Here is a 20610-nt window from a genome sequence, read left to right on the forward strand (position 1 = left end):
GGCGTGTTGCTCGCCGACGAGGTGACCAGCGAGCTGGACGCGGGCAACCGGCAACGCGTTCTGGACCTGTTGCACGACGAGGCGCGGCGGGGCGCCGACCGGCCGGTCACCCCGCTGGGCTGGCGACCCCGGTCCGACGCCGAGGTCGGCCTGCAGATGGTCTTCCAGAACCCGTACGCCTCGCTGAACCCCCGGCGCACCATCGGCTCCCAACTGCTCGACGGCGTACCGGCGACGGTCACCGGGGCGGCCCGCCGGGCCCGGGTGCACGAACTGCTCGACCGGGTGGCCATGCCGGCCAGCGCCGCCGACCGTTACCCGCACCAGTTCTCCGGCGGTCAGCGGCAGCGCCTGGCGATCGCCCGCGCGCTCGCACCGGAACCCCGGATGATCATCGCCGACGAGCCGGTGACGGCGCTGGACGCCTCGTCCCAGGCGCAGGTGGTCAACCTGCTCGTCGGGCTGGTCCGCGACCTCGACATGGGCATGCTGTTCATCTCCCACGACCTGTCGCTGGTGCACGAGATCGCCGACGTGACAGCCGTGATGTACCTGGGCCGGATCGTCGAGACCGCGCCCACCCGCGAGCTGTGGCGCGCGCCGCGACACCCGTACACCCGGGCGTTGATCGACGCGGTGCCGCAGATCGGACCCACCCCGCGCCTGCCAGCCATCCTCGCCGGGGAGGTGCCCGACCCGGCCAACGCCCCCACCGGGTGCCGGTTCCGGCCGCGTTGCCCGCACGCGTTCGACAGGTGCGTCGAGCAGCCGCCCACCGTCGACCTGGGCGACCGCAGCGTCGCCTGTTGGCTCACCGACTCCGCTGCGGCACCGACCGCCGCGCGCCCACTCTGAGGACGTTCCCATGCGCATGCCCACCGAACAGGTCCTGGTCAACCTCGCCCTCTACGACGGTGTCGAGGACATCCTCCAGCCGGACCGAGGCATCTGGATCGGCGCCGACGGGATGATCCGCGCCGTCGGCCCGGTCGACGACGTCCTCACCGAGGCCGGCGACGCCCGGGTGGTCGACCTCGGCGGCGACCACGTCATGCCCGGTCTGACCAACATGCACGTACACCTGTCGCTGGGGCTGCCCGGTCATCTCGCCGACACGGTCCACAACTCCAACCTGGCCGAGCTGGTGCTGCTGATGGCGGACTCGGCCCGGCGCACCCTGCACTCCGGTGTCACCACCGCCCGCCTCGTCGGCGAGAGCCGGTACGCGGACTTCGCCCTGCGACGGGGCATCGAGACCGGCGCTGTCGACGGACCGCGCATCTTCACCGCCGGCCACGCCCTCTGCTGCACCGGCGGGCACGGCTGGGACGCCGACGCCCTGGAGGCCGACGGCGCGGACGGGTTCCGGCGGGCCACCCGCGAGCAACTCCGCGCCGGCGCCGACCTGATTAAGGTGTGCATCTCCGGCGGCATCGCCGGGCAGCACGAGGCGATCGACACCCCGCAGCTGCTCGACGACGAGATGGCAGCCGTCATCCGCGTCGCCCACGACTGGGGGCGCAAGGTCACCGCGCACGCCGGCCCGGCTGACTCGGTCCGCCGCGCCGTGGAACTGGGCCTCGACTGTGTGGAGCACGGGTACGAGCTGACCGACGACGTCACGCGGCTGATGGCCGAGCGGGGTGTCTGGTACGTGCCGACGATCGTGGTGAGTCGGTGCGAGCAGTTCTTCCGCGACTCCGGGGTGCCCGGCTGGCTGATGGACCGGGCCCTCGCGGCCGGCCCCCGACACTGGGAGAGCCTCCAGCACGCCATCCGCAACGGCGTACCGATCGCGCTGGGCAGCGACATGCCGCCACATGCCGGCTACGACGAGACCACCGCGACGGTCCGCGAACTGGAGTTCATGGTGGACGCGGGAATGCCGGTCGCGGACGCGCTCAAGGCCGCCACCGTCCGCCCCGCCGAGTGGCTGGGTCACGCCGACACCCTCGGCAGCATCGCTGTCGGCCGGCACGCCGACCTGCTGGTGCTGCGCGACGACCCGACCCGCTCGGTCTCCGCGTTGCGCACCCTGCACGCCGTACTCAAGGGCGGGGTGGCGTACCGCGACGACCACGGCCGGCTCGGCGTACCGCGATGAGCAGCATCACCCAGGTCGCCGACGGGTACCTCGACGCGCTCGCCGAGCTGGACCCGCAGGCCGCCGAGGCGGCGGGGCGTACACCAGTGTCGCAGGTCCCGGACCTGTCGCCGGACGGCTTCGACGCCCGCGCGGAGCTGGCCCGACGCACCGCGACGGCAGCCGCCTCGGCGAGCGCGCACGGCCTCGGCGAGCCGGCCCTGGTCGATGCCCTGCGCGACCGCCTGGCCAGCGAGGTCGACCTGTACGACGCGGGTTTCACCACCCGGCTGCTCGCCCCGCTGGCCACCCCGGTGCACCTGCTCCGGCAGATCTTCGACAACCTGCCCCGGGACACCGCTGAGGACTGGGCGGTGGTGGCCGCGCACCTGCGTCAGGTGCCCGAGGCCCTCGCCCGGTACGCCACCACGCTGCGCCGGTCGGCGCAGCAGGGACACCTGGTCGCCCGCCGGCAGGTCCTCGTGGTCGCCAACCAGTGCACGGCGTGGACCCGCGCCGACTTCTACGGGCGGCTGGTGGAGGGCTACCCCGGTGGCCCGCTCGCCGGGCAGCTGCACCTGGGCGCACGGCTGGCCACCGCCGCCACCTCCGGTTTCGCCGCGTTCCTCCGGGCCGACCTGGCACCCGTGGCGTCCGAGGTGGACGGTGTCGGGGGAGACCTCTACCGGGTCACCGCGCGCAGTTTCCTCGGCGCGACGATCGACCTCGACGAGGTGTACGCGTACGGCTGGGCCGAGTTGGACAGCACCGCCGCCGAGCTGCGTACCGTGGCGCGCGAGCTGGGCCACCGGCGGGTCGCGGCCGCGCGGGCGGCGTTGGACGCCGATCCGGCCCGCCGGGTGCCGGCCGGTCCCGCCCTGGAGGAGTGGCTGCGGCAGCGCACCGAGCAGTTGACCGACGCGCTCGACGGCACCCACTTCGACATCCCGGCCGCCACCCGGCGGGTGGTGTGCCGGATCAGCCCCGCCACGTCCGGGGTCATGTACTACACGCCGCCGGACCCGTCGTTGACCCGGCCCGGCGGGATCTGGTGGTCGGTGCCCTCGGGCGAGTCGACAGTGCCGGTGTGGCGGCACGTCGGGACGCTCTGCCACGAGGGTCTGCCCGGCCACCACCTCCAGCACGCGCTCACCCTCACCACCGCCGACCTGCACCCCTGGCAGCGCCACCTCTGCCAGGTGCACGGGTACGCCGAAGGCTGGGCGCACTACGCCGAGCGACTGGCCGACGAGATCGGCCTGTACGCCGACCCGGCCGAGCGTCTCGGCATGCTCGACGGCCAGATGTGGCGGGCCGCTCGCGTGGTCATCGACCTGGGCCTGCACCTCGGGCTGCCGATCCCGGCCGGCAACGCTTTCACCGAGGAGCGGCGGTGGACTCCGGCGCTCGCTGTCGACGTCCTGACCCGCGTCGCCGGACTGGACGCCGAGACGGCCCGCTTCGAGGTGGACCGGTACCTCGGCTGGCCGGCGCAGGCCCTCGCCTTCAAGGTCGGGGCGCGGTTGTGGCAGCAGGCCCGCCGGGACGCCGAACAGCGCGAGGGGACCGCGTTCGACCGGAAACGCTTCCACCACACCGCGTTGGCGCTCGGACCCATGGGACTGGACCCGCTGCGCGCCCGTCTGGCCCACCTGCCCTGACCTGTCGTACCCCTCGGATCGGAAGTGACAGCCGATGAGCGCTGATCAGCTCACCATCACCATCACCGACCTGTACCGGTCGTTCGGCGACCGGCAGGCGTTCGACGCGCACCTGCACCCCGACCTGACGTTCTGGGAGTCCGACGCCGACGGCCTGCTGTCCGGGCTGGGCGCGCTGGACGACCTGCGGGACCGACGGGCCAGCCGGGCCGCCGGTGCGCCGCCGCTGTCGGTCGCGCCGGAACACCTGCACGCCGACGCCTGGGGCGACACCGGCCTGGTGCGCTACGTGCTGCGGGCCCGGTTCGCCGACGCCCGGCCGGACGAGTGTTTCCGGGTGACCGACGTCCTGCGCCTCGAGGCCGGCACGTGGCGGATCGTGCACCACCACGCGGAGGCCGTGCGATGAGCGCCGAGGAACCCACCACCGACCTGTACGACCTGCGCGTCGTGGTGGAGCGGATCGAGGGCCGCTCGGTGTGCGGCCTCCAGCCGGGCGACCACTTCGACGTGACCGAGTCCAACCGGCTGACCATCCCGGCCGGTGGGCACTTCTGCCTGTACGCGCTGGCCGCGTGCCTGCCCCTGATCCCCGCCAAGCAGCGGGCGTTGGCCGAGGGGGACTGGCTGGCCCAGGACAGCCATGTCGCCTGCCCGGACCCGGAGGAGCGCCTGATCATGCGGATCGAGCGGACCGGCCGCCGGCAGATCCCCACCGGGGAGCTGACGTGAGCGAAGGGCTGGTCGGGATCGGCCTACAGTCCGACAAGTCCGCCGACGAGTACGCCGAGCTGGCCGAGCTGACCGAGCGGCACGGGTTCGACGTGCTGTCGGTCTTCGGTGACCTGATGTACCAACCGCCGATCTTCCCGCTGCTGGTGGCGGCCCGGCACACCAGCCGGATCCGCCTCGGCGTGGCGTGCCTCAACCCGTTCACCATGCACCCGGTGGAGGTCGCCGGCCAGGTGGCCGCACTGGATCTCGCCTCGCACGGCCGGGCCTACCTCGGGCTGGCCCGGGGCACCTGGCTCGACGAGATCGGCGTGCCGCAGGTCCGGCCCATCCGACGCATCGTCGAGACGGTCGCTGTCGTCCGGCTGCTGCTGGCCGGTGACGACGGCGGTTTCCAGGGCAGCGAGTTCACAGTGGCGCCCGGTACGTCGTTGCGGTACAGCCCGGCCCGTGCCGACGTGCCGGTCCTGGTCGGCACCTGGGGGCGGCAGACCGCGCGGGCGGCGGCCGGTTTTGCCGGCGAGGTCAAGGTCGGCGGGTCGGCGAACCCGGCGATGGCCCGGCTGATGCGGGCCTGGCTGGACGACGCGGCCACCCCCGACCGCGAGCGCACTGGTGTCGTGCTCGGGGCGGTGACAGTAGTCGACGAGGACGGTGTGCTGGCCCGGCGGGTGGCCCGTCGGGAGGTGGCCATGTACCTGGCGGTGGTCGCCGCCCACGACCCGACGATCGAGGTGGACCCGGAGTTGCTGGCCCGGATCCAGCAGCATGTCGGTCGTCGGGAGGACGACCTCGCCGGGGCGCTGATCGGTGACGACCTGCTCGACCTGTTCGCCTTCTCCGGCACACCCGAGCACGTGGCCTCGCAGGCCGCGGCGGTGTTCGACGCCGGGGCGAGCCGGGTGGAGTTCGGCACCCCGCACGGGTTGACGCCGCGCGGCGGGATCGACCTGCTCGGCCGGCGGGTGCTCCCTTTGTTACGGCGGTGAAAACCCCTCGTCGCGGGCCTTAAAAGATCGTGTATTCGTGCATATGATCTTGAAGGAAGTCGCCCGAAGAGGCGCTTTCGTCCACATTAGACGAGGAGCACCATGCTCAGGAGAACGCGGTGGCTGATGGCGGTTGCCGTCACGGCCACGACGCTGACCGCCCTACCGGGCGGCTCGGCCACAGCCGGCGGCATCGACCGGCCCGGCACACCCGCCGCCACGGCCGACGGCAAGACGCACACCGTCACCCTGCTGACCGGCGACGTGGTGACCGTCCGAAGCACCGGCTCGGGATGCCCGCAGGCCACGATCCGGCCGGTCGACGCGAACGCGGTGATCAACCAGACCTGCGGCCCCGACGGCCACCTGCACGTCGTCCCCGCCCGCGTCGCGTCCCAGGTCGGCTCGGTCCTCGACCCCGACCTGTTCGACGTCACCACGCTGATCGCCGACGGGTACGACGACGACAACTCCGCCGAGCTGCCGCTCATCGTGCAGCCCGCCACCGCGTCCGCCCGGGTCGCCGCCCTCGGCGACGTGCTGCCGTTGCCCAGCATCGGCGCGGTCGCCGGCCGCGTACCCAAGAAGAGCCCGGCCACCGCGAAGCTCGCGACCAACTCGCTGCTCGCCGGCGCGAAGAAGGTCTGGCTCGACCGCAAGGTCCGTGCCACCGCGCTGACCGGCGGCGGACAGCACGCCGACCTGGACCGCAACCTGGACCAGATTGCTGCACCGGACGCCTGGAAGGCCGGCTACACCGGCAAGGGGACCACCGTCGCGGTGCTCGACACCGGTGCCGATTTCAGCCACCCGGACCTGGTCGGGCGGGTCGCCGACCGGGCCGACTTCACCGCCGAGGGCGGCGACGCCGTCGACCACAACGGCCACGGTACGCACGTCGCCTCGACCATCGCCGGCACCGGCGCCGCCGCACACGGCCAGCGTCGCGGTGTCGCGCCCGACGCCAAGCTGCTGATCGGCAAGGTCCTCGACGACCACGGCTACGGCGACGACTCCGGCATCATCGCGGCCATGGAGTGGGCCGCCCCCCGCGCCGACGTCATCAACATGAGCCTTGGCGGCAGCGACGCCGACGACGGCAACGACCCGCTCTCGCTCGCCGTCGACGGTCTGAGTAAGTCCACCGGCACCCTGTTCGTCATCGCCGCCGGAAACAGCGGCGCGGCCATCTCCTCGCCCGGTTCCGCCGCCAGCGCGTTGACCGTCGGCGCCGTCGACCGCGACGACAAGCTCGCCGACTTCTCCAGCCGCGGACCGCTGGTCACCAGCCACGTGGCAAAGCCGGAGCTGGTCGCACCCGGTGTCGACATCGTCGCCGCACGGGCCGCCGGCACCAACCTGCAGGACCCGATCGACAAGCACTACGAGGCGATCAGCGGCACCTCGATGGCCAGCCCGCACGCGGCGGGCGCCGCCGCGCTGCTCGCCCAGCGCCACCCGGACTGGACCGGCCAGCAGCTCAAGGCCGCACTCGTCGGCGCGGCCGACCCGCTGACCGGCGTCGACGCGTACGCCGTCGGAGCCGGCCGGCTCAACGCGGCCCGGGCCCTCGGCGGCCCGACCAGCAACCAACCGGTGGTCAACCTCGGCACGTTCGCGTACCCGCAGTCCGGGACCAGCGAGGCGAAGCTGAGCTGGACCGCTGAGTCGACGACCGTCCTCGATCTCGACGTGGCAGTGGTCAACCACGACGGCCAGCCGGTGCCCCGCGGCGCGGCGTCGCTGTCGACGAACCGGGTCACCCTCAAGCGCGGCGCGACCGACGGTGCGACAGTGCGGATCAACCGCGCGGCGCTGGCCGCCCGGCCGGGCTTCTACCTGGCCACCGTCACCGCCCGTTCCGGCCGCAAGGTCGTCGCGACGACCCCGGTGAGCTTCTACGTCGAGCCGCCCAGCTACGACCTGACGATCCGGACGAAGCCGATGCCCGGCCTGAAGGACGGCGCGGAGAGCTGGATCAACCTCATGGTCGCCAACCTGACCGACCCGACGCTCTACTACGGCGGAGGGTCCGGCACTCCCGGAGACACCTTCACCCTGAGGGTTCCCGCGGGCCGGTACTCGGTGTTCGGCGCCTCGGTCGCCTACTACGTCGACAGTGACGTGCTGGAGACGACGCTCGCCGCCGAGGCCGACCTGGACGTGCGCGGCACCCGGACCGTGACGCTCGACCCGGCGCGAGCCAAGCCGGTGACGGCGACTGTCGACGGGGTACCCACCACGCCGACCAGGACCGACTTCACCAACGTCCAGACCGCGTCGAACGGCCTGGCCTGGTGGCACCAGATCAGCGGGTACGGAACCAAGACGACGGTCCGCACCACCGCGCTGCCCAAGCCCACCGTCGGCTCCCGGCGCACCTGGGCGGCCGTCAACCTGGACTCGCCGGCCGGCACCGCCGAGCCGTACCGCTACAACCTGGTGCACGAGTACGCGGGCGGCGTGCCAGCCGACCCCGCCTTCCGGGTGAACAAGGCGGAGCAGGCCAAGCTGGCCCGGATCGACGAGCGGTTCCACCAGACGGATTCGCCGGAGATGTTCACCCAGCTGGTCCGGACCGGCATGACCCGCGACGGGGTGGGGGTGACCCAGACCCACGAGGGGAACCTGCCGCCGAGCCGGACCGACTACCTCTCGCCCGACATCCTCTGGGCCGACCAGGGCGTCTACGGCGGGCTGGCCGCGGACGAGGCACCCCGCAGCTACCAGCCGGGTAGCCGGCAGACCAAGATCTGGGCGCGTCAGCCGTTGCACTCCGGCTGGTACGACGACCCGGCCGGTGCCGACTGGAGCTGCGCCACCGCGCCGTCGCGGACCCGGGGCAACCTGCACCTCGACCTGGTGTCGCTGACCGACAAGCACCAGCGGGCCGACTGCCTCCAGGGCGAGGCGATCGGCGTGAAGCGCAAGCTGTCGCTGTACCGCAACGGCAAGCTGGTCGACGAGCGGTCGGGCCCATTCGGCGATTTCACCGTTCCGCAGCCGATGGCCGACTACCGAGTGACGCTCGACGTCGACACGAGTCTGATCCTGCCGATCTCGACCAAGGTCAACACCTCGTGGACGTTCCGGTCCGCCGGCCCCGACGGGACCGGGAGCGTGCCGCTGCCGCTGCTCGCTGTCGACTACGCCCTGCCGATGGACCACAACAACCATCCGGTCGACGGAACGGCCGAGCTGGCCGTCCGGCAGGCGCACGGTGTGCGAGACCAGAAGGTGACCTCGTTCCAGGTCTGGACCTCGACCGACGACGGCGCCACCTGGAAGACCGCCCGGGTCACCGGAAGCGGGGACAGCTACCGGGTTGCGCTGCCGAAGGCTGCAGCCGGGCAGCCCGTGTCGCTGCGGGTGAAGGCCACCGCCAACGGCGGTAGCGGGATCGACCAGACCATCATCCGGGCGTACCACGCCGGCTGAGGTCAACACGGTGGTGCGGCCCGGCTCTGGCCGGGTCGCACCACCGTTCTGTGTCGCGGTGTCGATCCGATCCCACCTCGTTCGTCGTGACGGTGAACCGCGACGCCGACAACGAGAGGCACGCCCATGACGCCAACCGCCGAGACACTGCTGCGCCCAACCCGTTTTCTGCTGGGCTGCGGCACGGTCGCCGGCCTCCTCTTTCCCGTCCTGTCGTTCGGCCAGGCGTTCACCCGATCCGGGTTCGACCTGCGGCGGCACGCGGTCAGCTCACTCACCCTCGGTGACCTCGGCTGGTTGCAGGTCACCGCGTTCGTGGGCACCGGTGTGCTGGCCGTCGCCTTCGGGGTGGGCCTGTGGCGGGCGTTGCGACCGGGTCGGGCTGGCACGACGGTTCCGGTGCTGGTCGGCGTGTACGGGGTGGCGATGGTCGGCGGTGGGGTGTTCGTCCCCGATCCCGGGCTCGGCTGGCCGCCGGGCGCCCCGACCGGCCTTCCGGAGCAGGCCAGCACGGGCAGCGTCCTGCACACGGTCTGCGGCGCGGCGGCGTTCCTGTCGCTGATCGCGGCCGGCCTGCTGCTCGCTAGACGGTTCGCCGGCCAGGGGAACCGGACCTGGGCGCTCTACAGCGCCGTCAGCGCCGCCGTCGCGTTCGTGCTCACCGCCCTTCCCTGGAGCGAGGAAAGTGCGAGCATCCGCTTCGCCATCGGAGCGGTGCTCATCTCCGGGTGGCTCGTGGCGCTCTCCTGGAGGACACGCGACGACGTCGCCGACCGCTGAGGCGCTTCTCGTCGGACCAGCCGCCGAGGTCACTGACCTTCCCAGACCGCCTTCGCGCCGGAGTCGCCAGTGCGGATCACGTAGTACACGGCGATGCCGGCGGCGATCACCGACAGCACCTGCAACGCGAGGGTCAGCGGTCGAGAGGGCCGTCCGTCGGCGCTCGCCTCGGCGGCCCTCGGCGCGACGAACCAGACCAGTGCCAGCGCCACGATCCCCAACAGGATCGCGGCCCAGAGCGTGATGTCGCCGAACTCCTGGTGCGTCTCCAACGTCGGCAGGAACTCGGGGGTCACCCGGTTGGCGGCACGCATGCGCTCGAAGAAGGCGTCGCCGGTGAGCTTCGCCAGCAGGGCCGCGATCGGCGCACCCACCGCGAGCAGCCCCAGCACCCAACGGGTGTGCGGCCGGATCAGCGGGACGAGCGCGTAGCCGATCGTCAGGAGCGCCAGCAGCGGCACGAACACGACAGCGGCGTGCAGCACCAGCGGGTGGGCGGGGATGCCCATGAACTCCTCGAACATCGGCGTCTCCTCCGGTGACATCGGCCTGGACGTTGATCGTCCACACTAGGACGCTATCGGTACCACGCGGGCGTGTCATCCCCGTCGATCGCTCAGCTGTCGCAGCGCAACGCCGCCAGATCGACGGCGTCCGCCATCGCCTGCATCCCCTTGTCGTTCGGGTGGATGTGATCGCCGCTGTCGAAGAACGGCAGCAGCGCCTGTGGGTCGTACGGGCTGCGGGTGATCCGGTCGAAGTCGATCACGGCGTCGAACACGCCACTGTGCCGGATCCACTCGTTGACGCCCTGGCGCACGGCCTCGCCTGCGGCGTCGTACTCCGGCCAGCCCTTGAACGCCGTGACCGTGGCGCCGACGACGCACCTGCCCGCCGCGTGCGCCCGCTCGGCCAACTGCCGATAACCTGCGGTCAGGTCGTCGACGGTGACACCGGTGTGGGCCTTGATGTCGTTGATGCCCTCGTACACGAAGACGGTGCTGACCCCCGGATGGGAGAGCACGTCACTGTCGAACCGGTGCAGCGCCGCCTCGCCGGCACCGTCGGCGAGCACCTTGTTGCCCGAGATGCCGGCGTTGGCCACGCCCTTGACCGGGCTGTCCGGGGCGGCCTGGAGCCGCCGGGACAGGTAGTCGGGCCAGCGCCGGTTCGCATCCGTGCTGGAGGCCCACCCGTCGGTGATCGAGTCACCGAGGGCCACCACCGAGCTGATCGCCGTGGACGTCCGCACACTGACCGCGTCCAGCCAGTACCAGGCGGTCATGGTGTCGGTCCAGTTGGTCGCCGCCTCTTCGGCAACGTGGTCGCCGGCGGTCGCGTACGACGTCTGCATGGCCATGCCGTGCCCGCTCGTCGGTCCCTGCGCGCCGGTGACGTGCAGGCTCACCACGAGGTTGCTCTGGGCGGCCAGCCTGCCGGTCAGCGGGTCACTGAGCACCGTCTCCCCGGCCGGCACCGTCACCGACGGTTGACCGCCGAACGTCAGCCGCCGGTTGCTGCCCCGGACCAGCTCGGCGCCCTGCCGCTGCAACCCGGCGTACGCGCTGGCGAAGGTCACCGGGTGCTCGCCGAAGGCGTTGGTGAGGCGGATCCGCAGCGCGTCCCCGCCGACGCTGGTGCGGACGACCAGCCGGTAGCTGCGCTCTGCGGGCCCCGCGCCCTGCCGGTCGGCACTCGCGGCCCAGGTGACCGCGAAGTGCCCGTCCGCACCGGCCGCCGGATCATGCCGAGTTCGCGCCAGCGCCGGCGACGCGGCCAGGGGTACGCAGAGCAGCGCCGCGACGACAACGGCCGTTCCACGCCGTGCGAACCCGGCCCGCATCAGACGTTCCTCAGGGCGACCGACTCGCCGGGGCGAAGGCTGACCTGACGGGACCGACCGTTGACCACCACAGTGGTGCCTCGGCCGCCGACGCTCGTCAGCTTCGCCTGGGTGACCCGCCCGTCGCGCCACCTGAGGTCGACGGTGAAGCCTCCGCGTACGCCGACGCCGCTCACCGAACCGGCGGACGCCCAGGCGGCGGGCAGCGCCGGCAGCAACTCGACGTGACCGGGGCGGGAGTAGACGAGCATCTCGACGATCGCGGCGGGGGTGCCGAGGTTCGCGTCGATCTGGAAGATGCCCCGGCCGGGGTTCGTCTCGTAGATGTCGAAGAGGTTCATGGCGCTGCCGTTGCTGCCGTTCGTGGACGGCTTCAGGTTGGTGACGACGAGCTGGTACGCCCTCTCCGCGTCCTTCAGCCGCGCCCAGCACAGGCTGCGCCACGCATTGGCCCAGCCGAAGCTGTTCATGCCGCGTGCGGTGAGCAGGGCGGTGGCACCGGCGACGATCGCGGCGGGAGTGGAGCCGTCCGGGCGGATCCGGTCGCCGGGGAAGAGCGCGATCAGCGGGGAGAGGTGCCGGTGCGTGGTCTCACCGAGGTTGTCCGGGGACATCCACTCCTGCAACCAACCCGAGGTGGGGCTGACCTCGGGCAGGTAGAGGCGCTTGCGCAGCGCGTCGACAGTGCGGGCGTGGTCGGCGTCGCGGCCGAGCACCCGGGCGGCGGTGTGGTAGTTCTCGAAGAGGTTCCACACCAGCTCCTGGGAGTACGTGTTGCCCCTGGTGTCCTGCGGCCCGTGCTCGGCCGACCAGTCCCGGTCGGCGACCAGGACCTCGCGCGACGCGCCGGCCGCGTCGGTGACTGTCATGCTGACGAGCCGGGTCTCCCAGAACTCCACGGCGCCCTTGATGACCGGGTAGACCTTCGCCAGGTAGGCGCGGTCCTGGGTGTACTCGTAGTGCTCGAACAGGTTCTGGCAGAGCCAGGCGTTGCCGCTCGGATGCCACCACCATCCGCTTCCGCCGTACGGGTTGGTGGAGAAGGCGACAGCCCACCCGGCGACCTTTCCGCTGGTGTTGCGGAACCTGTTGGTCGAGGTGTTGAACAGCCGTTGGGTGACCTCGGTCCAGACCGGCAGCTGCGCGACGCAGTAGTCGGCGAAGGCGTCGAAGGTATCGGTGAGGCCCGCCCGGTCGGCCGGCCAGTAGGTCATCTGGATGTTGACGTCGCTGTGGTAGTCGCCCATCCAGTCCGGGTCGTTGCCGTCCAGCCACGGGCCCTGCAAACCGATCGGCAGGCTGCCCCGCGATCCGGAGAGCAGCAGGTAGCGGCCGAACTGGAGGTACGCCGCCTCCAACTCCGGGTCGGGCACGTTGTCCCGCCAGCGCGCCTGCAACCGTTCCCAGGTGTCGAGTTGACGTTGGGCGACCGACGAGGTCCCGAGGTCGATGGCGAACCGCTCGAACGCCGGGCGGACGTCCGCGACGTGGGTGTGCAGCAGGTCGCGTACGGACGCGCGGGCGGCTGCCAGGACTTTGTCCCGGGCCAGCCGTTGCGGATCCACCGACGTGTCGCGGAAGCCGGTGGCGGCGGTGGGGGCGTAGTTGGTGCCGCCGCTGACGACGACGGTCAGGTCCCGGCAGCCGGTGAAGGCGATCGACGTGCCGGTCACCGCGACCTCTCCGGTGCCGCTGTACGCGGTGACGGCGGCGCCGTAGCGCAGCCCGTTGGCGAAGGAGGCGCCGAACGACGCGAACCGGCTCGGGGTGTCGGCCGTGGTGGACTCGCCGTGCGTGCCGGCCAGGGAGACGGTGCCGGTGTACGCGCCGCCGCCCTGCTGGGAGAAGTGCAGCACGATGACGTCGTCCGGGCGGCTGGCGAAGATCTCCCGGCGGTAGCCGACCCCACCGATGTCGTACGCGGTGGTGACCAGGCCCTGCGCCAGGTCGAGGGTGCGGCGGTAGGTGTCGACGGTGCCGAGGTCGTGCCCGGGGATGTCGACGGTGAGCGTGGCCAGCATGGTCAGCGAGCCGAAGTCCTCGCGCCCGTAGGGGAACTGGCCGTCGCCGTCGAGCGTGTCGTTGCGGCCACCGGTCCACAGCGTGGCGTCGGTGATCGTCAGAAGTTCCCGGGCCGGGTCGTTGCTGGCGAGTGCCCCGAGTCTGCCGTTTCCGATCGGCAGGCCCTGCTCGATCATGGAGGTGGCGGAGCCGGGCGACTGCCACCAGAGCTGGTTCCTCGACGCGAGGCCCGGGGCGAGCATCGGCGACTTGGTGGGCCGCCGGGGAGTGGGCGTCGCGCACGACTTGGCGTCGCAGTCGGCCGCGAGGACCCCTTCGTCACCGACGCAGACGGTGTCGAAGGCGGCGGTGAGGCCGGACTTCGGGGCGTACGCCACCTCGACGCCGACCGTCGCGGAGCTCTGGCTCTCGCCGTCGGTCACCGTGACGTTGGCCTGGTGGTAGCCCGGCGTGGCGTAGGTGTGCGATCCACCGACGCTGTAGACGGCGCGCGAGCTGAGCGTCAGGGTGCCCTCGGTGACCGGAGTGCCGTCACCCCAGTCGATCGTGGCCCGGTAGCCGTCGGCGGTGCCGCCGGTGACGGATGCCAGCGGCACCGAGACCGGTACGCCGGACGTCGCGTGGACCTTGCCCTCGGCGGTCACCGTGATGTCGCCACCGCCGATGGCCAGGTCCCCACCGGCGAGCAACTCGATCTCGGCGAGGTTGGTCTGCGCGGCGCCGACGGTCTTCGTCACGGCGAGCCGGAACTGCGCGAACCGACCCGGCTTGTCGATCGTGTACGGGCGGGTCTGGTTACGCCACCGGAACGCCTGGTCCTTGCGGGAGTCCACAGTGGTCCAGGAGATGCCGTCGTTGGAGCCCTGCAGACGCCAGTCCGCCGGGTCGCCGGCACCGGCCCCGGACGTCACTGTGTAGTACGTCGGCTTCTGCTTGCCACCACGGTTGGTCCAGGTGATCTGCGGCGTCGCCGAGGTGAAGGTCAGCTGCGTGGCCGACGAGTCGTCGAACAGCTTCGACGCGTCCTGGCCGCCGGTCGCGGTCGCGGTGCCGAGACCGGGCCCGGTGGTGTCCTGCAACGGCTTCGGCGCATCGTCGCCCTTGGTCAGCGACGGCGGCGCGTCCTTCTTGCCGCTGCCCCAGGACGACGGGTTGGGGCCCATCTGGAAGTCGATGGTGCCGCCCTTGGCGAGCGCGGTCACGTCCACCGACAGACCGTGCTGCTTCTTGCCGTTGACCTTGACGTCCTGCACGTAGATGTTGCGCGTGCTGTTGGCCGGCGCGTTGACGACGATGTCGCCGGTGGGGCGACGCACCGTCATCCTGGTGAACTGCGGCGAACCGATGGTCCACTCGGCCGATCCGGCCTGCAGCGGGTAGATGCCCAGCGAGCTGAGGATGTACCACGACGACATCTCGCCGTTGTCCTCGTCGCCCAGGTAACCCTGGCCGATCTCGCTGCCGACGTAGAGGCGGCGCAGGATCTCGCGTACCGCCGCCTGCGTCTTGGCCGGCGCGCCGGCGAAGTTGTACATGTACGGGATGTGGTGCGACGGCTGGTTGCTCATGCCGAGCTGACCCATCCGCACCGCGCGCGCCTCGACCATCTCGTGGATGATGCCGCCGTACCCACCGGGGCGGTCGGCGTTCTCCGGGGTGGCGAAGAACGTGTCGAGCTTGTCCCGCAGTGCCTTCTGCCCGCCGTACAGGTTGGCGAGGCCCTGCCCGTCCTGCTGCGCGGTGAAGGCGAAGTTCCACCCGTTGGTCTCGGTGTAGACGCCACCCCAGTCCAGCGGGTCGCCGGCGAGGAAGTTACCGGCGGCGTCGCGGCCCTGGAAGAGCTTCGTCTTCGGGTCGAACAGGTGGACGTAGTTGCGGGCCCGCTCCAGGAAGTAGCGGGACTCCTCCTTGAGCCGGGCGCGCTCGGACTTCGGCGTGGCCGGGTCCTTAACGAGCGCCGCGGCCATGTTGCCGATGCCGTAGTCGTTGATGAAGCCCTCCAGCGCCCACGACACCGACTCGCCCGTGGAGGTGGGCGTGTAGCCGAGGAACAGGGAGGTCTCGATGCCCTTGCGGCCGACCGCGCTGCGCCCGGACGCGACCGTCGCGTCCTTGACCGCCGCGTCGTACGCCGCGAGCGGGTCGGGCAGCTTGACCCCGGTGAGGTACGCCTGGGCCAGGGCCACGTTGGCGCTGGTGCCGGTCATCAGGTCGGCGTACCCGGGAGACGACCAGCGGGCGATCCAGCCGCCGTCGCGGTAGTGCTGGACGAACCCGTCGGAGATCTTCGCGGCGACGTCCGGGTACAGCAGCGCGTAGGCGGGCCACACGGTGCGGTAGGTGTCCCAGAAGCCGTTGTTGACGTAGATCTGTCCGTCGACGATCTTCGCGCCGGTCTGGGTGGGGGTCGACGCGCCGGTGGGCGCGGAGACCGGGCTGGCGTACTGCCACCGAGGGGCGGCGGCGGTGCCGGTGTTCTCCGACTGCGAGTTCGGGTAGAGGTTCAACCGGTACAGGTTGGAGTACATCGTGACGAGCTGCGGTTCGGTGGCACCGCGCACCTCGACCCGGCCGAGCCGGTCCTTCCACGCTGCCGTCGCGGCGGCGTGGACCTGGTCGAAGCTCCTACCGGTGACCTCCAGGTCGAGGTTGCGGCGGGCCTGGTCGACGGAGAGGAACGACGTCGCGAGGCGCATCGTCACCTCCCGGTTCGTGGAGACGTCGAAGGTGGCCGACGTCGCGGCGGACGCCGTGGGCGCCCGGTCGAAGGCACCCGCCACGAACATGCGGCTACGGCCGGCGGACAGGCCGCTTCCGTTGTCCACCCAGCCGGTGAGCGTGCCGTCCGTGCCGATGGTGAACGTGCCGTTGTAGAAGACGAGACTTCCGGTCGCCTGCCCGGTCGGGAAGGTGAACCGCATGATCCCGGCGTGGTCGGTCGGTGACATCTCCGCGACGAGGCCGTTCTGCAGCGTGACCCGGTAGAGGTCGGGCTGCGCGATCTCGTCGTCGTGGCGGAAGGCGAGCGCGCGGCTGGCCGGCTGACCGGTCAGGGAACCGCCGCCGACGACCGGCATCACCGACATCTGGTTGCGGTCACCCATCCACGGGCTCGGCTCGTGGGAGATCGCGAGGCCCTGCAGCATGGGCAGGTTGGCCGCGTTGTTGATCCGGTGGTACTCGTACTCCCACGAGTCCGAGGTCGCGTCGGTGACCGGGGTGAAGAAGTTGAACCCGTTCGGCACGGCGGTGATCGGCAGGTTGTTGCCGCGCGAGAAACCGCTGGTCGAGTTGGTGCCGCGTCGGGTGTCGACGTAGTTGGTCAGCTTCGAGCCGTCGATCGACGCCGGCGTGGCCGTCAGTTCGATGTCGTCGAGCCAGCCCTGGAACTGGGTGTCACCGGTGGCCTGCGGGTTGTCGTACGCGAGCAGGATGCGGTCGATCGTCTTGCCGCGGGCGACGGTGCCAAGGTCGGCCTGCACCAGGTTCCACTGGTCGGCGAAGAGCACCTTCGACGCGCCCTGACCGGCCGGGGTGAGCGGGTAACCGTGCTGGTCGGAGGGCGAGCGTCCACTCAGGTAGCTGCCGTCGGTGAAGTGCAGGTCGACGGCGGCGTAGGTGGACGGGTACCGGGCGTTCCCGGTGGTGAACTCGGGGAAGATCTTGTACGACAGTCGGGTCTTCGGCCCCACCGGGACGTTGACGTCGAACAGCTTGTTGGTGGCGTACGAGCGACCGTCGCCCTCGGCGCCGCCGGAGTAGCGCAGCGCGGCGAGCCCGGTGAACCCGGCGTCCGGCTTCGTGGTGTAGCCGCCGTTCGGTCCGGCGGTGGCCTCGCTGACCATCGGCGTGGCCGGCGGGCGGACGTCCGAGCCGTCGCTGACGTTCCAGTCGGCGAGTTGCAGCAGGGAGTCGCCGGAGTTCGCGGTGACGTTCAGCCGGTAGTAGGCGTAGGCGTTCGTATTGGTGACGCTGTAGCGGTTGGTGGCGAACCGGCCGCCGAACTTCTCACCGGAGCGCTTGTCCAGGTCGGTCCACGAGGTGCCGTCGGTCGACCCCTGCACGACGAAGTCCTTGGGGTCGCGGCTCGGCGCGTCGTTGGCCGAGGTCAGCGAGTAGCGCTTGACCGTCACCGGCTCGGCGAACCGGTAGGTCACCCAGCCGGTCGTCTGGAACACGAGCCACTTGGTCGACGAGTCGTCGTCGGCGAGGTTCGCGGCGATCTCGCGGGGCTGGTACTCGTCGCTCGCGGTCACCGCGCTGACCTGCCCGAGCAGGCTGCCGGGCAACGTGGTGACAGTGCCGCTCAGGTTCGCCTGAATCGGCTTGCCGTTCGCGCCGACCTCCACCGTGCTGGTGGCGGGCTGCGGGTCGGCGGTCTCGAACGAGGAGCTGAAGTTGCCCGGCGTCGCCGAGGAGGGAGCGGCGTTGGCCAGGGGTGCGGCCACGAGCAGGCCCAGCGGCAGTAGGACGGCTGTCGTCGCGGCGACCAGGCGGGGAGACAGGGAACGTGCAGGGGGGCTATGTGACATGGGGGACGGTGCCTTTCGACTCGAACCGGTCGAGTACGTCGAAGGTCGGGGCAGTGTGGAGCGTGCGGTGGTGCTGGTCAGGCCCTGACATCGTTGTCATACCGGTTGGCGATCAACGAAAGTCGGAGCGGTGAACTGTTCGCTGATAGTTCCGGGCGTACCACGGCCCTGTCAACGGGTTGCCCGGAGCGACGCGTACCGGGCCTCGACGCCGCACGGTGGCGGGACGCCGAGGCCCGGCGGGCAATCAGCAGTAGAGGTTGGCTCCGGCCGACACACCGAGGATGCCGACGAACTGCTGGTACCTGGTGACGCGGCTCTGCACCTGGGCGGGGTTACCGCCGTTGCACTCGATCGAGCCGTTGATGCTGCGGATCGTCTGGCCGAACCCGGCACCGGTGACCATCGCGTTGTGGGCGGTCATGGTGCCCGGCCCGTTCTGGGTCATCCAGTACCAGATCCCGGTCTTCCAGGCCACCGCGGCGTCCGTCTGCACCAGCCACGGGTTGGTCAGCAGCGGCAGGTTGAGGGCGTTGCCGGCGGCGTTGTAGTTGAAGTTCCAGCTGAGCTGGATCGGCCCGCGCCCGTAGTAGGCCGCCTGTCCGGCCGGGCAGCCGTACGACTGGTTGGGGTCGCAGTAGTGCGGGTAGTTCGCCGTGTTCTGCTCGACGATGTGCACGAGCCCACCGGTCTCGTGGTAGACGTTCGCCAGGAAGGCCGCGGCCTCCTGACGTTGCACTGTGGCGCTGCCGCTCTTCGCGAACGCCGGGTAGGCGCTGAGCGCGGCGACGAGCCCGGAGTAGGTGTAGAAGGAGTTGCGACCCGGGAACATCTGGTTGAACTGGGCCTCGGTGACCACGAAGCCTCCCGGGTTGGTGGGCGGCGGGGTGGTCGGCGGTTGGCCACCACAGGTGTACGGCTCCCAGTACCAGGTGCTGACGACCGGGTCGTACCCGGGATTGTCGTGCTCGGCGACGTAGTAGAGACCGTTGGTGTACCGCACGATCGCGCCGGCGGCGTACCAGGTTCCGGCGACCCAGTTCGGGTGGTTGCAGGTGCCGCCGGTGGGCGGCGTGGTGCCTCCCCCGCACGCTCCGAGATCCTCCCAGACGCCTGTCGTCCCGGGCGGTGCCTCGTTCTGGGTCCACCACTTCGCCCGGTAGTTGCGGCCGTTGTGGGAGACCTGGGCGTCTCCCCAGTAGACGGCAGAGGCCTGCCACGATGCCGAGCAGGCCGCCGCCGACGCGGCGGTGGGCGGGATGACCGCGACAAACGTGCCGGCGACGATCAGTGCCGCCAGCGCGACCAGCGCGCGCAGTCTCGTCATGTGATCACTCCTTCCTGGAACTCCATTGGCCGGAATCCAGCCGGATATCGATGGCAGTGACTGTAACATCTTCTGTTCACAGTCTTTACTGTTTCCCCTGATGCCAGCCGCGGATGACGGCCAGGGGCCACGCTGGGATCGACGCCGGTATTTCCGGCAGCTTTCCGGATCATGTCGCGGCGGGTGGGACGGCAGGCACGGCCGAGCCGTCAAACGGAAGCCTCACGTCCAGCCAGACATGCAGCACAGGGACCGATCGGCCGCCCACAGTGCCCCCTGACGCGTTCCGGAGCCGTTCCGGAAGTTGTTGACGCGTTGGAATTCCCGCTGTAATACTCCGATCCATCGAGGTCAATGTGAGCCACGTCGGCCGGCATGACCTCCCCACTCATCCACACCCGTCCGGACCGTGCTGCCCAGGCATCCGGCCGGGCCTGCGCGAAGGGGCACCAGATGAGCAGGCTCTTCCCCCGCACGGCCGTGTGGTCGAGGCGGTTGCGCGCGGCGCTCGCCGTCCTCGCCACCGCCGTCGCGATGTGCGGCGTCGTCCTCGCGGCCACCTCGACCCCGTCGAGCGCCGCCACCTGCAACGGGTACGTCGGCCTCACCTTCGACGACGGCCCGACCGGCAGCACCAGCGCGCTGCTGAACGTGCTGCGCAGCAACGGCGTACGGGCCACCATGTTCAACGTCGGGCAGAACGTCCAGAACAACCGCTCGGCCGCGCAGGCGCAGGTCTCCGCCGGCATGTGGGTCGCCAACCACAGTTGGAACCACGCGCACATGACCTCGATGAGTCAGTCGCAGATGCAGTCGGACCTGTCCCAGACCAGCTCGGCGATCCAGTCGGCGACCGGCAGCCGGCCGGTGTTGTTCCGGCCTCCGTACGGGGAGACCAACTCCACGCTCCAGTCCGTCGCGTCCTCGCTCGGCATGCGCCAGGTGCTGTGGGACGTGGACTCGCAGGACTGGAACGGGGCCAGCGTCAGCCAGATCGTCTCCAACGCGAGCCGCCTGCAAGCCGGTCAGGTCATCCTCATGCACGACGGGATCCAGAACACCCGCGACGCGATTCCCCAGATCGTGGCCAACCTGACCAGCCGCAACCTGTGCCCCGGCATGATCTCGCCGTCCACCGGCCGGGCCGTCGCGCCCGACGGCACGACCCCGCCGCCCGACGGCGGCACCCCACCCCCCACCGGC

The 20610-nt window shown here is 71.0% G+C and carries 13 protein-coding genes; 9 read left to right on the top strand and 4 right to left on the bottom strand.

Annotated elements, in window-relative coordinates:
- The 8 genes from ACWCO3_RS13225 to ACWCO3_RS13260 all read left to right on the top strand — a co-directional run.
- The coding region (locus tag ACWCO3_RS13225) for an oligopeptide/dipeptide ABC transporter ATP-binding protein (protein WP_450010067.1) at window positions 1-855 on the top strand (855 nt) is incomplete at its 5' end.
- Between the two features lie 10 nt (window positions 856-865).
- Window positions 866-2104 (top strand): amidohydrolase family protein, encoded by a 1239-nt coding sequence (locus ACWCO3_RS13230; RefSeq protein ID WP_450010069.1) that lies wholly within the window; start codon window positions 866-868, stop codon window positions 2102-2104.
- Window positions 2101-3744: a DUF885 domain-containing protein gene (locus tag ACWCO3_RS13235; RefSeq protein ID WP_145780557.1), complete on the top strand. Its 1644-nt coding sequence runs from the start codon at window positions 2101-2103 to the stop codon at window positions 3742-3744. Before ACWCO3_RS13230 ends, ACWCO3_RS13235 begins: the two co-directional genes overlap by 4 nt.
- A 34-nt stretch (window positions 3745-3778) precedes the next feature.
- The gene (locus ACWCO3_RS13240) at window positions 3779-4153 is read left to right on the top strand and encodes a nuclear transport factor 2 family protein (RefSeq protein ID WP_450010071.1); all 375 of its coding nucleotides are present in this window, start codon (window positions 3779-3781) and stop codon (window positions 4151-4153) included.
- Window positions 4150-4476, top strand: coding sequence for a TIGR04076 family protein (locus ACWCO3_RS13245; RefSeq protein WP_450010073.1), 327 nt, complete (start codon window positions 4150-4152; stop codon window positions 4474-4476). The genes ACWCO3_RS13240 and ACWCO3_RS13245 overlap by 4 nt, the downstream gene beginning before the upstream one ends.
- Complete coding sequence (locus ACWCO3_RS13250; RefSeq protein ID WP_450010075.1) at window positions 4473-5465, top strand: LLM class flavin-dependent oxidoreductase; 993 nt, start codon at window positions 4473-4475, stop codon at window positions 5463-5465. The genes ACWCO3_RS13245 and ACWCO3_RS13250 overlap by 4 nt, the downstream gene beginning before the upstream one ends.
- Before the next feature lie 102 nt (window positions 5466-5567).
- Window positions 5568-8903: a S8 family peptidase gene (locus tag ACWCO3_RS13255; RefSeq protein WP_450010077.1), complete on the top strand. Its 3336-nt coding sequence runs from the start codon at window positions 5568-5570 to the stop codon at window positions 8901-8903.
- A gap of 126 nt (window positions 8904-9029) precedes the next feature.
- Window positions 9030-9683: a DUF998 domain-containing protein gene (locus ACWCO3_RS13260; protein WP_450010079.1), complete on the top strand. Its 654-nt coding sequence runs from the start codon at window positions 9030-9032 to the stop codon at window positions 9681-9683.
- 29 nt (window positions 9684-9712) lie between these two features.
- Here ACWCO3_RS13260 and ACWCO3_RS13265 read toward each other — a convergent pair whose 3' ends face one another.
- The 4 genes from ACWCO3_RS13265 to ACWCO3_RS13280 form a co-directional block, all read right to left on the bottom strand.
- Entirely contained in the window at window positions 9713-10228 is a 516-nt protein-coding gene (locus tag ACWCO3_RS13265) for a DUF2231 domain-containing protein (protein ID WP_358168102.1), read from the bottom strand.
- 71 nt (window positions 10229-10299) lie between these two features.
- Entirely contained in the window at window positions 10300-11526 is a 1227-nt protein-coding gene (locus ACWCO3_RS13270; RefSeq protein WP_145780568.1) for an SGNH/GDSL hydrolase family protein, read from the bottom strand.
- On the bottom strand, window positions 11526-18080 hold the full coding sequence (locus tag ACWCO3_RS13275; RefSeq protein WP_450010082.1) for a GH92 family glycosyl hydrolase: 6555 nt from the start codon (window positions 18078-18080) through the stop codon (window positions 11526-11528). Before ACWCO3_RS13275 ends, ACWCO3_RS13270 begins: the two co-directional genes overlap by 1 nt.
- 247 nt (window positions 18081-18327) lie before the next feature.
- Window positions 18328-19407: a glycoside hydrolase family 19 protein gene (locus tag ACWCO3_RS13280; RefSeq protein ID WP_358168183.1), complete on the bottom strand. Its 1080-nt coding sequence runs from the start codon at window positions 19405-19407 to the stop codon at window positions 18328-18330.
- Window positions 19408-19860: 453 nt separating this feature from the next.
- Here ACWCO3_RS13280 and ACWCO3_RS13285 point away from each other — a divergent pair.
- The coding region (locus ACWCO3_RS13285) for a polysaccharide deacetylase family protein (protein WP_450010084.1) at window positions 19861-20610 on the top strand (750 nt) is incomplete at its 3' end.

The organism is Micromonospora sp. NPDC002411 (genome assembly GCF_053592955.1).